The 13,250-nt window shown below is 46.0% G+C and carries 14 protein-coding genes; all 14 read left to right on the plus strand.

Annotation, left to right across the window (positions count from 1 at the left end; translation table 11 throughout):
- Positions 1-369: tyrosine-type recombinase/integrase (locus AC9UEY_RS03635; protein WP_509537899.1), on the plus strand; the 369-nt coding region annotated here is incomplete at its 5' end.
- Positions 366-1,058: a polyprenol monophosphomannose synthase gene (locus AC9UEY_RS03640; RefSeq protein WP_509537902.1), complete on the plus strand. Its 693-nt coding sequence runs from the start codon at positions 366-368 to the stop codon at positions 1,056-1,058. The genes AC9UEY_RS03635 and AC9UEY_RS03640, both read left to right, overlap by 4 nt.
- Positions 1,059-1,271: 213 nt before the next feature.
- Positions 1,272-2,096, plus strand: a complete 825-nt coding sequence (rpsB, locus tag AC9UEY_RS03645; protein ID WP_509537905.1) for a 30S ribosomal protein S2 — start codon at positions 1,272-1,274, stop codon at positions 2,094-2,096.
- Between the two features lies 1 nt (position 2,097).
- A complete protein-coding gene (gene tsf, locus AC9UEY_RS03650) occupies positions 2,098-2,928 on the plus strand; it encodes a translation elongation factor Ts (RefSeq protein WP_509537908.1) in 831 nt (276 codons plus the stop codon).
- Between the two features lie 76 nt (positions 2,929-3,004).
- Positions 3,005-3,727, plus strand: coding sequence for a UMP kinase (gene pyrH, locus AC9UEY_RS03655; protein ID WP_509537911.1), 723 nt, complete (start codon positions 3,005-3,007; stop codon positions 3,725-3,727).
- Between the two features lie 42 nt (positions 3,728-3,769).
- Positions 3,770-4,333, plus strand: a complete 564-nt coding sequence (gene frr, locus AC9UEY_RS03660) for a ribosome recycling factor (protein WP_509537914.1) — start codon at positions 3,770-3,772, stop codon at positions 4,331-4,333.
- A gap of 11 nt (positions 4,334-4,344) precedes the next feature.
- Positions 4,345-5,190, plus strand: coding sequence for a phosphatidate cytidylyltransferase (locus AC9UEY_RS03665; RefSeq protein ID WP_509537918.1), 846 nt, complete (start codon positions 4,345-4,347; stop codon positions 5,188-5,190).
- Positions 5,187-6,317: a dual-specificity RNA methyltransferase RlmN gene (rlmN, locus tag AC9UEY_RS03670; RefSeq protein WP_509537921.1), complete on the plus strand. Its 1,131-nt coding sequence runs from the start codon at positions 5,187-5,189 to the stop codon at positions 6,315-6,317. The genes AC9UEY_RS03665 and rlmN overlap by 4 nt, the downstream gene beginning before the upstream one ends.
- Before the next feature lie 29 nt (positions 6,318-6,346).
- Positions 6,347-7,774, plus strand: a complete 1,428-nt coding sequence (locus AC9UEY_RS03675) for a gamma-aminobutyraldehyde dehydrogenase (protein ID WP_509537924.1) — start codon at positions 6,347-6,349, stop codon at positions 7,772-7,774.
- A 107-nt stretch (positions 7,775-7,881) separates the two neighbouring features.
- Positions 7,882-9,057, plus strand: coding sequence for an ABC transporter substrate-binding protein (locus AC9UEY_RS03680; protein ID WP_509537928.1), 1,176 nt, complete (start codon positions 7,882-7,884; stop codon positions 9,055-9,057).
- Entirely contained in the window at positions 9,057-10,205 is a 1,149-nt protein-coding gene (locus tag AC9UEY_RS03685) for an ABC transporter ATP-binding protein (RefSeq protein ID WP_509537930.1), read from the plus strand. Before AC9UEY_RS03680 ends, AC9UEY_RS03685 begins: the two co-directional genes overlap by 1 nt.
- Positions 10,202-11,062 (plus strand): ABC transporter permease, encoded by an 861-nt coding sequence (locus tag AC9UEY_RS03690; protein WP_509537933.1) that lies wholly within the window; start codon positions 10,202-10,204, stop codon positions 11,060-11,062. The genes AC9UEY_RS03685 and AC9UEY_RS03690 overlap by 4 nt, the downstream gene beginning before the upstream one ends.
- Entirely contained in the window at positions 11,059-11,898 is an 840-nt protein-coding gene (locus tag AC9UEY_RS03695; RefSeq protein WP_509537936.1) for an ABC transporter permease, read from the plus strand. The genes AC9UEY_RS03690 and AC9UEY_RS03695 overlap by 4 nt, the downstream gene beginning before the upstream one ends.
- Before the next feature lie 103 nt (positions 11,899-12,001).
- Positions 12,002-13,147 (plus strand): M50 family metallopeptidase, encoded by a 1,146-nt coding sequence (locus tag AC9UEY_RS03700; protein ID WP_509537938.1) that lies wholly within the window; start codon positions 12,002-12,004, stop codon positions 13,145-13,147.
- Positions 13,148-13,250 lie beyond the last annotated feature (103 nt).

Raw genomic sequence — 13,250 nt, forward strand, 5'->3', positions numbered from 1 at the left:
GAGCGCACAATTCCTTTGGGTAACCCCGCAATGAAGGCGTTAACTGTATGGCTTAAAGATGGTCGTGAATCTCTGAAGAATGAACAATCTGCAGATGCTGTTTTTCTTGGTGCTCGTGGAAAGCGAATTGATCAACGCACAGTGAGAACCGTCGTATACAACGCATTACAAGCAATTGAGGGTATTGAGCGAATGGGTCCACACGCATTACGACACTCGGCCGCAACTCATCTACTTGAAGGGGGTGCAGACCTGCGCACAGTTCAGGAAATCTTAGGACACGCATCCTTAGCTACAACGCAGATTTATACCCATGTATCTACAGAGCGTTTGCAAAAGGCGTTCAAGCAAGCACATCCACGCGCATGAGAGCATCATTAGTAGTTATTCCAACATATAACGAAGCTGAAAGCATTAGCCAAATACTTGATGGTTTAAAAAACCTTGATGTTGATGTTTTGGTCATTGATGATGGATCACCCGATGGCACAGCTGACATTGTGCGCATGCACACAATCGAAGTTATTGAACGTGAGGGTAAACAAGGTTTAGGCAGTGCTTATCGCACAGGATTCTCAATCGGAATCCAACGCGGATATACCTACATCATTGAAATGGATGCTGATGGGTCTCACCAAGTGCAAGATCTTCAGAAAATGATGGAATGGATAGGTAGCGTGGATTTACTTATTGGCTCTCGTTGGGTTGAAGATGGTGGGATTGCAAACTGGAGCAAATTTCGCGAGTACTTATCTAAGTCCGCAAATACCTATGCCAATTTGCTGTTATCTCTTGGAGTGAAAGACACAACCTCTGGATTTAGGATTTACACAACTGACTTACTCAAGAAGATGGAAGTTTCAACTATCCGCAGCGAGGGATATTGCTTTCAAATCGAAATGACCCGTCGGGCAATAGCTCGTCGGGGATCGATCGCTGAAATTCCAATTACTTTTGTTGAAAGAACCCATGGAAAGAGCAAAATGTCCTTTGCCATCGCCCTGGAAGCAGTTGTTCGCATCACCGCCTGGGGAGCTCTACGCTTAATCGGGCGGTAATTTCCACGCTCACGCTCAGGTAAGATTTCCCCTGCACCAACCTTCGGGTTGGTGACATCTCAGCACTCACTGACTTAGGTCGGCATAACCACCTCGGTCCACAAGAAATTGTGGTCGGTGATTTTGAGTGCGACGGGCCTAACAAATTGTTTGGCCATAAACCGAGCGGGTTTATTGCGCACTGCGCGAAAACCTAAGAAGGAGTATGCCGTCATGGCAGTTGTAACAATGCGAGAGCTCCTCGACAGCGGAGTCCACTTCGGACACCAGACTCGTCGATGGAACCCAAAGATGAAGCGCTTTATTTTCACAGAGCGCAATGGCATCTACATCATCGACATCCAGCAATCACTTGCACTTATCGATTCAGCATATGAATTTGTTAAGGACACTGTTGCTAAGGGTGGCCACGTTTTGTTCGTTGGAACAAAGAAGCAAGCACACATGCCAATCATCAACCACGCTGCACGTGTTGGAATGCCAACAGTGACAGAGCGTTGGTTGGGCGGAATGCTTACTAACTTCCCAACTGTATACAAGCGTATTCAGCGCCTGAAGGAGCTAGAAGCTCTAGAAGAGAAGAATGATCTACTTCTAACAAAGAAGGAACTCCTTGTTCTTCGTCGCGAACGCGAAAAACTATTTAAGAACCTAGACGGTATTCGTCACATGACTAAGTTGCCTTCAGCAATTTGGGTTGTTGACACAAAGAAGGAGCACCTTGCAGTTCAGGAAGCTAAGAAGCTTGGTATCCCTGTTATCGCAATCTTGGACACAAACTGCGATCCAGATGAAGTTGATTACAAGATTCCTGGTAACGATGATGCAATCCGTTCAATCGATTTGCTAACACGCGTCATCACAGATGCAATTGCTGCGGGCCTTCAGGCACGTTCTGCAACTGTAAAGGCTGAAACAAAGAGTGATGCACCAGCAGAAGTTGCTGCGGGCGAGCCTTTGGCTGATTGGGAGAATGAAATTCTTGCTGGAACTTCAGCAGAGGCACCAGCTGTTGTAACAGAAGAAGCGGGTGCATGAATTGGCTAACTACACAGCTGAAGATGTAAAGAAGCTTCGTGAAGCAACTGCAGCAGGAATGCTGGATTGCAAGAAGGCTCTTGATGAAGCAGATGGCGATTACAGCAAAGCGCTAGACCTCATTCGCGTTAAGGGACTTAAGGGCGTTACAAAGCGCGAGGGTCGCTTAACATCAAATGGGGCGGTTGTTGCAAAGGTCGAGGGCAACCTTGGCATAATGCTAGAACTGAACTGCGAAACAGACTTCGTTGCAAAGGGTGAGCGTTTCGTTGCACTTGCTGATGAGCTACTTGCGCATCTTCAAAATGCACAATCTGATTCAGTGGAATCATTCTTGGCATCAACGATGGCTAATGGCAGCACCGTTCAGTCAACAGTTGATGATGCAAACGCAACATTGGGCGAGAAGATTGAAGTTCGCCGAATTGCTGTTATCAAGGATTCACCAGTTGGAATTTATCTGCACCGCACAAGCCCAGATCTTCCACCACAGGTTGGTGTTTTGGTTGAACTTGTTAAGGATGCAGCTGGAGTTGGCAAGGACATCGCACAGCACATTGCAGCATTTGCGCCGCAGTTTGTTAATCGCGAACAAGTTCCTGCTGACTTGATTGAGAACGAGCGCCGTATCGCAGAAGAGACAGCGCGCGAAGAGGGCAAGCCTGAGGCTGCTCTTTCAAAGATCATCGAAGGCCGAGTGGCTGGTTTTGTTAAGGAAGTTTCCTTGATCGAGCAGTCATTTGCTAAGGATGCTAAGAAGACTGTTAAGCAGATCCTCGATGAGGCGGGAACAGCTGTTAAGGCTTTCCATCGCTTCCGCGTGGGTCAATAAGGTCTAGGTCGAATCGCTTAGACTTAGAATATCCAAGTAAGTTACTGCCAAACATTCAGCAGATTAAGGAGCACTCATGCCCGGTACAAGAGGTACGTATCGGAGAGTGCTCCTTAAACTTTCTGGAGAAGTTTTTGGTGGAGCTAAAGGAATCGGTGTTGATCCTGATGTTGTCCAAGATATTGCAAAGCAAATCGCTGACGTTGCTCGCAGCGGCGTACAAGTAGCAATCGTTGTTGGTGGCGGTAATTACTTCCGTGGAGCTGAACTTTCACAGCGCGGAATGGATCGCTCTCGCGCCGACTATATGGGAATGCTTGGAACAGTCATGAACTGTTTAGCACTTCAGGATTTTCTAGAAAAAGAGGGTGTTCAAACCCGCGTTCAGACAGCGATCACAATGGGTCAAGTTGCAGAGCCTTACATTCCACTTCGTGCTATTCGCCACCTTGAAAAGGGTCGCGTAGTAATTTTCGGTGCTGGTGCAGGAATGCCATTTTTCACAACTGACACAGTTTCGGCTCAACGTGCACTTGAAATTGGAGCAGAAGCACTTCTGTTAGCAAAGAGTGGTGTTGATGGTGTTTATAGCGCAGACCCTAAGAAGGATCCAAAAGCAACTAAGTACGACACCATTACATATGATGAAGTTCTTTCTAAGTCATTGGCTGTGGCTGATGCTGCAGCTTTTGCACTATGCCGTGAGAACAAGTTGCCAATCGTTATTTTTGATTTAATGGAAAACGGAAATATTGCACGCGCCGTGCGTGGCGAAGTAATTGGAACTCTTGTCGCATAAGCGACAGGTTTGTAGTAAGAAGTAGTAAGAGGAGCAAGGACCATGGCAGATGTAGCAAGCGCTCTCAAAGACGCTGAAACAAAGATGAATAAGGCAATTGAAGTTGCAAAAGATGACTTTGCCACTATTCGCACAGGTCGCGCACACCCATCACTATTTAACAAGGTAATGGTCGATTACTACGGCACCTATACCGCCTTGTCCCAACTTGCCTCTATTCAAGTTCCAGAAGCACGCATGGCACTCATTTCTCCATTTGATAAAGGGGCGATGGCTGCTATTGAAAAAGCTATTCGTGAGTCAGATTTAGGCGTAAATCCTGGCAATGATGGCGTAGTAATTCGAGTTAACTTCCCACAATTAACTGAAGAGCGTCGCAAGGATTACATCAAGGTTGTTAAGGGTAAGGCTGAAGATTCAAAGATCGCGATGCGTAATATCCGCCGCGCAGCAAAAGAGGCTATGGAAAAAATGGAAAAAGATGGTGATATTGGAAAAGATGATTTAGCACGCGGTGAAAAAGAGCTGGAAAAAGTGACTTCAGATCACGTTTCAAAGATTGATGACATGCTCAAGCACAAGGAGGTTGAACTCCTCGAGGTATAAGGGGTTCACTTATGTCCGATCTACATTCGATAAACGAAGCGATCAATAAGAAAGCAGGGCGAAAGCTGCTGCCATCTATTGGCGTTGGTTTGTCATTGATCACACTTGTTTGGTTTGCACTCTCATATCAACGTGAAATTTTCGCAATCGTAGTTGCCGTCGCTGTAATTTTGGGATTACGAGAAATCGTTCACGCATTTGCCGCTCGATCTATACTGATCTCCTTTAACAGTCTGGCAATCGCAGCAATTGGTTTGGCCTATGCAGCATGGAATGGTGGAGTTGGGGGATTGGCTGTTGCAACAGCTATTGCTATCCCACTACTTCTAATTCGCGCTCTGATTCAAGGTCCAGAGGGATTTGTAGCAAAAGCAACCGCCACAACATTTTCGCTTTTGTATTTACCGTTCTTGGCGGGATTTTTGATTTTGCTAGCAGTACCAAGCACAGGTTTTCAGCGTGTTATGACATTTATGGTTTTAGTGGGATGCAATGACACCTTTGGATACGTCATCGGTGTTCTTTTTGGAAAGCATCCACTAGTTCCGACGATTTCTCCCAAGAAAACATGGGAAGGCTTAATTGGCTCAATCATCTTTACCGTTGTAGGTGGGTGCTTAGCCTTTAACTACATCATGGATATGCATTGGTGGATCGGCATCATCGTTGGCCTGATGATTGTGTTCACTGCAACATGTGGTGATTTGATTGAAAGTGCTATGAAACGGGATATGAGTTTGAAAGATATGGGAACGTTATTGCCAGGCCATGGTGGGATGCTAGATCGACTTGATTCTGTTGTGTTATCGGCACCTGCCATGTGGTTGGCACTTGAATTAGTAAAGCATCTCCTATGAGCGGGCAGATTCCTGGAGTAAAACTTGTTTTTGATGAGCCAGTCCAGCGCAAAAAGGCACCTAAGCATTTAGCGGACTTTTCACCAACAGAACGCAAAGCCTTTGCAAAAGAGCTTGGCTTCGAACCGTTTAGAGCTACGCAGGTAGCAACTCATTACTTCAGCCATCTTTCTAGTAATCCAGAGGAGTGGACTGATATTCCTGCGGCAGAGCGCCAAGTGATTGCAGATGCTCTAACACCACAAATGATTAAATTGGTAACAACCCGCACAACAGATAACGGAATGACTAGAAAAGACTTGTGGAAATTACACGATGGTGTTCTAGTCGAGAGCGTATTGATGCGTTACACCGACCGCGTAACTGTTTGTATCTCCTCCCAGGCTGGCTGCGGAATGAACTGCCCGTTTTGTGCAACAGGCCAAGCTGGCCTCACACGAAACTTATCTGCCGCCGAAATCACAGATCAGATTGTTGCTGCAGCTCGTGCCTGTGCCGATGGCGAACTACCTGGTGGGCCAACACGACTTTCAAATATTGTATTTATGGGAATGGGTGAGCCATTAGCTAACTACAACGCTGTTGTGCGCACCTTGCGCAACATAACCGATGCCAACCCAGATGGTCTAGGTATTTCTGCACGTTCTGTAGTTGTTTCAACCGTCGGACTTGTTAACGGAATTGAAAAACTGATGGATGAAGGCATTAATTGCACATTGGCTGTTTCCCTTCACACTCCAGATGACGAGCTACGTGATTCGTTAGTTCCTATTAACAATCGCTATAACATTCGAGAAGTACTTGCCGCTGCAGATGCCTATGAAAAGAAGACAGGCCGACGTTATTCCATCGAATACGCACTGATTCGCGACATCAATGATCAATCCTGGAGATCTGATTTATTGGGTCGCTTGCTAAAAAACCGGAATGCCCACGTGAATTTAATTCCGCTCAACCCAACTCCTGGATCAAAGTGGACCGCCTCTCGCCGCGAGGATGAAGAAGAGTTTGTTCGCATCCTTGAAAGTTACGGTGTCCCAGTAACTGTGCGCGATACCCGAGGTCGCGAAATTGATGGTGCATGTGGGCAGTTGGCAGCAGCTGAGAAAGTTTCACCTACTAGTTAGATCCCGCTGGAATTGCTAGGCTCTGGCACATGAAAAAGCTCAGTAACTTCATTAATGGTAAGTCTGTAGAGTCAAAATCAGGTGAAACCACAACCCTTGTAAATCCGGCGACAGGCCAACCTTTTGCGACAGCCCCTAACTCAAATGCAGCAGATATTGATGCAGCGTTTAAGGCAGCAAGTGATGCATTCCCAGATTGGCGTGATTCGACACCATCACAGCGACAACGCGCACTCCTAAAAATTGCTGATGCTATTGAAGAACGTGCGGAAGAAATTATTGCTATTGAATGCGAAAACACAGGAAAACCAATTTCGCTGACAACGTCCGAAGAAGTGCCACCAATGGTTGATCAGATTCGATTCTTTGCAGGTGCTGCCAGAAATCTTGAAGGAAAGTCTGCTGGTGAATACATGCCAGGAATGACATCTATGATTCGCCGCGAGCCAGTTGGCGTTATTGGTCAGGTAACACCATGGAACTATCCAATGATGATGGCGGTATGGAAATGGGCACCGGCAATTGCTGCTGGAAATACTGTTGTGCTCAAGCCAAGTGACACAACTCCTGCATCAACTGTGTGGATGGTCAATTTGATGGCGGAATTCTTACCAGCAGGAGTTTTCAATGTTGTGTGTGGCGAGCGCGAGACCGGTGCAACACTTGTTAATCACGCCCGCCCCGACATGGTTGCAATTACTGGTTCAGTTGCGGCAGGAATTAAGGTGGCAGAGTCTGCTGCCAAGCAATTAAAGCGTGTGCACCTAGAACTTGGTGGCAAGGCACCTGTTGTTGTTTTTGCAGATGCAGATTTAGCTGCTGCAGCTGAGGCGATTGCAGTTGCCGGATACTTCAACGCTGGTCAAGATTGCACCGCTGCGACACGTGTGATTGTTCAAGACTCTGTTTATGATCAATTTGTTGCTCTCATAACTGAGCAAGCTAAGCAGGTTGCCATTGGCGCACCTCACGACGAAGATGTTTTCCTAGGACCGGTTAACAACGCTAATCAGTTGGCTCGAATCACAGATCTTTTGTCAAGAGTCCCAGCACATGCCCAGGTGACAACCGGTGGTAGCGCGCTAGATCGCCCAGGCTTTTTCTTCCCAGCAACAGTTGTTGCGGGGTTGAAGCAAGCAGATGAGCTGATTCAGAAAGAGATTTTCGGGCCGGTTATTACGGTTCAAAAGTTCACCGATGAGGCCCAAGCCGTCACCATGGCCAACGGTGTGGAGTATGGATTGGCCTCAAGTGTGTGGACCACCAACCACGGAACTGCCATGCGTATGGCTAAGGCTTTTGACTTTGGCTGCGTCTGGATCAACACCCACATTCCGATTGTTGCCGAGATGCCACATGGTGGTTTCAAGCGCTCTGGCTATGGAAAAGATCTCTCAGCATATGGCTTTGAGGATTACACGCGAATTAAGCATGTAATGACTAATCTTGGGGCGTAGTATTTCCCCTTGTTCCATCCCTATCTATCAACCCACAATCCACAGAAAGCTTGAGGCTCGGTAATCCGACAACTAGCTTGTGTTTAACCCTTAAGGAGTAAATCAGTATGTCAAAAGAAAGTTCACTCTCACCAGAGGCAAAATCAGTTCTAGGTGCAATGGTTTCTCGCCGCGGAGTACTCGCAGGCGCAGGTGGTTTAGGTGCAGCAGGCTTACTTGCTGCATGCGGTGGCGGATCAGATTCAGCTGATAGCGCCAATTCAGTTCGTTGGGGTAACTGGCCGTTGTATCTTGATTACGACGAAGAGACAAAGAAGTACCCAACACTTGAAAAATTCCAAGAGCAGACTGGCGTGACTGCCCAGTACTTTGAAGATTACAACGACAATGATGAATTTTATGGAAAGGTTCAAGCTCAGCTTAAATTGGGCGAGGACATTGGTTACGACGTAGTCACACCAACTGACTGGATGGCTGCACGTTGGATCCGTCTTGGATACACACAAAAGTTTGATGCAGCAAACATTCCTAACAAATCAAACATTCTTGATTCACTAGCGTCACCGTCATTTGATCCTAACCGTGAGCAATCATTGACATGGCAGGGCATCATGGCTGGATTTGGTTGGAACACAGCAAAGAATCCAAAGGGAATTCGCACACTTGATGAACTTTTTGCACCGCAGAACAAGGGAAAGATTGTTGTTCTCTCAGAAATGCGCGACACAATTGGAATCATTCTTCTTGCACAGGGCGTAAATCTGCAGACAGTGACTGAAGATCAGTACATGAACGCAGTTGATTACATGGCTAAGCAAATTAGCGATGGATGGATTCGTGGCGTTAAGGGCAATGAATATGCTGAAGATCTTACTTCTGGTGATGCGACAGCTGTTATTGGTTGGTCTGGCGATATGTTCATCTTGAAGGCTGAAAATGAAGGAAAGTTTGACTTTGCAATTCCAGAGTCAGGTGGAACTATTTCAGGCGACAATATGATGATTCCTTCAACAGCATCTGCTGAAGGTAAGGCCAACGCTGAGAAGTTGATCAACTTCTATTACGACCCAGCAATTGCAGCTGAAGTTGCTGCATATGTTAATTATGTCTGCCCAGTTAAGGGCGCACAGGCTGAAATGGAAAAGATTGCTCCAGAACTTGCGAGCAGCCCGTTCATTTTCCCTGATGATGCCATGTCAAAGAGACTCAACGTCTTCCGCTCACTAACCCCAGCAGAAGAAACTTCTTGGGCCGAAGCGTTCCAGAAGGCCGCCGGCAACTAGTGGCGGACGTTTCATCTGCAACGCACGGCGACTTACGTCTGACGCGTATTACAAAGGCGTATGGAGATTTCACCGCAGTTAATGATTTGTCATTAACTATTCCTGAGGGCTCATTCTTTGCACTACTTGGGCCTTCAGGATGCGGAAAGACAACAACATTGCGAATGATCGCAGGGTTGGAAGAACCAACCGTTGGAAGCATACATTTAGGTGCAACTGATATTACGACTAAGCGTCCATATCAGCGCCCGATTAATACCGTCTTCCAAAACTATGCACTGTTTCCACATTTAACTATTTTTGAAAACATTGCATTCGGATTGCGCCGTCGTGGAATCAAAGATGTAGATGCAGATGTAAACAAAGTTCTAGATCTAGTTGAACTGCCACACCTTGCCCAACGCAAGCCAACCCAGCTGTCTGGCGGACAGCAGCAGCGCATTGCATTAGCTCGCGCAATTGTTAATCGCCCGGCACTTCTTTTGCTCGATGAACCATTAGGTGCGCTAGATCTAAAGCTACGTCGCCAAATGCAGATCGAACTTAAATGGATTCAACGCGAAGTTGGCTTAACTTTCGTTCACGTTACTCACGATCAGGAAGAAGCCATGACTATGGCTGACACCATCGCTGTTATGAACGAGGGTGAAATTGAGCAGATGGGATCTCCTGCAGATCTCTATGACAACCCAGGAACGGCTTTTGTTGCTAACTTCTTGGGCCAATCAAACCTCATTAAGGGACGTATCGAGGGCACAGATGGAGAAAACTTAGTTGTCGATCTATTTGGACAAAAGATTTCAATGCCAAAGAACCGAAGCCATGCCGTGGATGCTTCAATCTTTGCTGGGATTCGCCCAGAAAAATTTCGTATTTCACTTGTGGGAACACCTACACGCGGAAATATTTTAACTGGCGGTCGTATTGAAGATGTTTCATACATTGGTGTTTCAACTCAGTACCAAGTAACAATGCCTTGGGGACAAGAAGTAATGGTCTTTGAGCAAAATGATGATGGTGTTCCACCATTTGATAAGGGTGATGAGGTTGTAATTTCTTGGGAGCCTAACTTCACTTTTGCTCTGCGCGGCGATGATGATGTCGAAGCTGGACTTGAAGTTAATCCTGAGGAACTAGACGAAGAATGAACAACATCTTGTCTAAGGTGAAGTTGCCTTACCTTTTGTTGTTGCCAGGGTTTCTGTTCCTATTTATCTTCTTCATTTTGCCTATTGTTAACTTGGCTCAGACTTCAACCCAAACACCAATTGTTGGGGGCGACACAGGTCAGTACGAACAAACTCTGCAGTTTTCAAATTACATAGCGGCCTTTACTGAAAATAGAGAACAGTTTGCACGATCATTCATATTCGCTCTGTGTGCCACTGTTTTAGCGTTAGCAATTGCCTATCCATTGGCCTATGCAATTGCTTTCAAAGCTGGAAAGTTAAAGAATTTTCTCTTGGTTTTAGTTGTTGCTCCGTTTTTTGTTTCATTCCTGCTTCGCACCATTGCCTGGAAACAGATTCTTGGTGAAGAGGGCTTTGTGGTGCCGACACTTCGAAATATAGGAATAATTGGTCAAAGCACAACGCTGACATCAACATCTTTTGCTGTGGTTATGGGCATGACATATAACTTTTTGCCCTTTATGACACTTCCTTTGTATGCATCGTTAGAGCGCATTGATCCACGCACCATGGAGGCATCTGGAGATCTTTACGCGAACGGAATTACTACTTTCCGCAAAGTAACTTTGCCTTTATCTATGCCAGGAGTTGTGGCTGGCACATTGTTGACCTTTATTCCTGCAGCTGGCGATTATGTGAATGCCGCAATTTTGGGAAGTCCTAACACCAAAATGATCGGAAATGTTATTGAGTCCCGATACTTCAAGATCGTGGATTACCCAACAGCTGCCGCACTTTCCTTTACCTTAATGGCTGCAATTTTAATTCTTGTCACTGTCTATATTCGCAAGGCTGGAACGGAGGAGTTGGTATGAACAAGCAAAAGGATGCAACGATTCCAACGATTCCAACCAAGGCTCGACTATCACGCTGGTTTGGCCGCAACCTCATTCGTATTTATGCGGTCTTTGGTTTTACCTATCTGTTCATTCCTGTTGTGTACACATTTGCCTTTTCTTTTAATGACTCAGGTAAGTCAAACCTGATTTGGAAGGGCTTCACACTAGACAACTGGAAGAACCCATGTGGTGCTCCTGAAGTCTGTACAGCCCTTGGTAACTCAATAAAGATTGGTTTGCTGGCAACTGTATTTTCAACGATTCTAGGAACCATGATTGCCTTTGCAATCGGGCGTTATGCATTTAAGGGACGCTCATCTTCGAACTTGCTAATTTTCTTGCCGATGGCAACACCTGAAATCGTCTTGGGTGCATCACTACTTTCATTGTTCTTGGTATTTCATATTAACCCTGGCTTCTGGCCAACAGTTATTGCACATGTGATGTTTTGTATTTCATTTGTTGTAGTTACAGTCAAAGCTCGTATTGCCTCGTTAGATCCACGCCTCGAGCAAGCTGCGATGGATCTTTATGCAAATGAACTAGAAACTTTCCGTCGGGTGACCTTGCCATTGGTCGCACCTGGTATTGCAGGGGCAGCATTACTTGCCTTTAGTTTGTCTTTTGATGACTTTATTATCACCAACTTTAACTCCGGAACTTTGAAAACCTTCCCAGAATTTGTCTATACATCTGCAGCTCGAGGTATTCCAGCACAAGCCAATGTGATTGGTTCTGCGATGTTCATCTTGGCGCTACTTATTGTGATTGCGGGTCAATTTGTTGGAAGAAAGGTCAAGGTTTCTAAGTAATCGAGCATGGCAACTCAGAACCTTCTCGATTGATAATTGAGGATTTCTAAGGTGTCAGCGGTATCGTGCATACTTCAAAGCAACTTCTCACGTTAGGCAATTAATGGAACTTCTTGGAATCCTCGCCTTTGTTGTTGCGCTGCTGTTTTCTGTCATGGTGCATGAGTTTGGGCATTACCTAACTGCACGCCGATATGGGATGTGGGTTTCAGAGTTTTTTGTTGGTTTTGGAAAGAGAATCTGGTCTGTTCAGCGGGGAGAAACCGAGTTTGGAGTCAAAGCGATTCCAGCAGGTGGCTACTGCAAGATCGAAGGTATGTCTCCAAGTGATCAACTACCTGTTGGCGAAGAAGATCGCGCGTTTTATAGGGCCTCTTCTGCAAAGAAGTTAGTTGTGTTGGGTGCGGGATCATTTCTCCATTTTGTTTTGGGTTATCTACTGTTGTTCACTCTTTTTGCCGGTATCGGAACAAATCAAGTTCTTCCAGTTATCAGCCAGGTAGTTGCTAATTCAGCTGCCGAGGCTGCTGGAATTCAACCAGGGGATGAGATCCTTTCCATCAACGGTAAAAGAGTCACAGAGTGGTACAAAGATGTTGAAGTTATTCGCCAATCGAAAGGAAAAGAACTCACGCTGGTTCTTGATCGTAATGGCAAAGAGATTTCAATAACGGCAGCAGGACGACTGACAGATATTGATGGAACCAAGAGATATGTGCTTGGAATAGTCAACGATGTTGGATTAAAGCGTTCAGGACTGTGGGTTTCCCTTAAAAACTCTGCGATCGTGACTAAGAGTTTCTTAACAGAGAGTGTTAAATCATTAGCAAAGTTGCCTGAAAAGGTACCAGCGCTATGGGGTGCAACTGTGCGCGGTGAAGAGCGAGATGCCAATGGTTTAGTTGGCGTTGTTGGTGTGGCACGAGTTTCTGGAGAGGCCGTTGGTAGCGACAAACTCACTCCGATGGAGCGATTAGCTACCTTTGTGTTGATTGTTGCAAGCTTAAATATCTTTGTTGGAATTTTTAATCTTCTTCCAATACTTCCACTAGATGGTGGACACATGGCTGTTGCAATTGCAGATGAGATTCGTGCCTTCTTTGCTCGTTTGCGTGGTCGTCCGCGGCCTGCCCCAATCGATGTGACAGTTCTAACTCCAGTAACAATGGTGGTTTTTGTGATTCTTGCCTGTTTAACCTTGCTGCTTTTGGTTGCAGATGTGATTAATCCAGTGACCCTCAACCTTTAATTCGACGCTTTTACCGTGCGTAGTGCAGAATAAAGCCATGGTTGATCTCGGAATTCCAAGTGCACCACCTCCAACACTGCACCCTCGCCGCAAGACTCGCCAA

The sequence above is a fragment of the Candidatus Planktophila sp. genome (assembly GCF_040402275.1).
Taxonomy (GTDB): domain Bacteria; phylum Actinomycetota; class Actinomycetes; order Nanopelagicales; family Nanopelagicaceae; genus Planktophila.

Excerpts from the sequence above, each read along its gene's own strand:
- AC9UEY_RS03640 (WP_509537902.1), top strand. The coding sequence starts at position 366 with ATGAGAGCATCATTAGTAGTTATTCCAACATATAACGAAGCTGAAAGC.
- rpsB (WP_509537905.1), top strand. The coding sequence starts at position 1,272 with ATGGCAGTTGTAACAATGCGAGAGCTCCTCGACAGCGGAGTCCACTTC.
- pyrH (WP_509537911.1), top strand. The coding sequence starts at position 3,005 with ATGCCCGGTACAAGAGGTACGTATCGGAGAGTGCTCCTTAAACTTTCT.
- frr (WP_509537914.1), top strand. The coding sequence starts at position 3,770 with ATGGCAGATGTAGCAAGCGCTCTCAAAGACGCTGAAACAAAGATGAAT.
- AC9UEY_RS03665 (WP_509537918.1), top strand. The coding sequence starts at position 4,345 with ATGTCCGATCTACATTCGATAAACGAAGCGATCAATAAGAAAGCAGGG.
- rlmN (WP_509537921.1), top strand. The coding sequence starts at position 5,187 with ATGAGCGGGCAGATTCCTGGAGTAAAACTTGTTTTTGATGAGCCAGTC.
- AC9UEY_RS03675 (WP_509537924.1), top strand. The coding sequence starts at position 6,347 with ATGAAAAAGCTCAGTAACTTCATTAATGGTAAGTCTGTAGAGTCAAAA.
- AC9UEY_RS03680 (WP_509537928.1), top strand. The coding sequence starts at position 7,882 with ATGTCAAAAGAAAGTTCACTCTCACCAGAGGCAAAATCAGTTCTAGGT.
- AC9UEY_RS03690 (WP_509537933.1), top strand. The coding sequence starts at position 10,202 with ATGAACAACATCTTGTCTAAGGTGAAGTTGCCTTACCTTTTGTTGTTG.
- AC9UEY_RS03695 (WP_509537936.1), top strand. The coding sequence starts at position 11,059 with ATGAACAAGCAAAAGGATGCAACGATTCCAACGATTCCAACCAAGGCT.
- AC9UEY_RS03700 (WP_509537938.1), top strand. The coding sequence starts at position 12,002 with ATGGAACTTCTTGGAATCCTCGCCTTTGTTGTTGCGCTGCTGTTTTCT.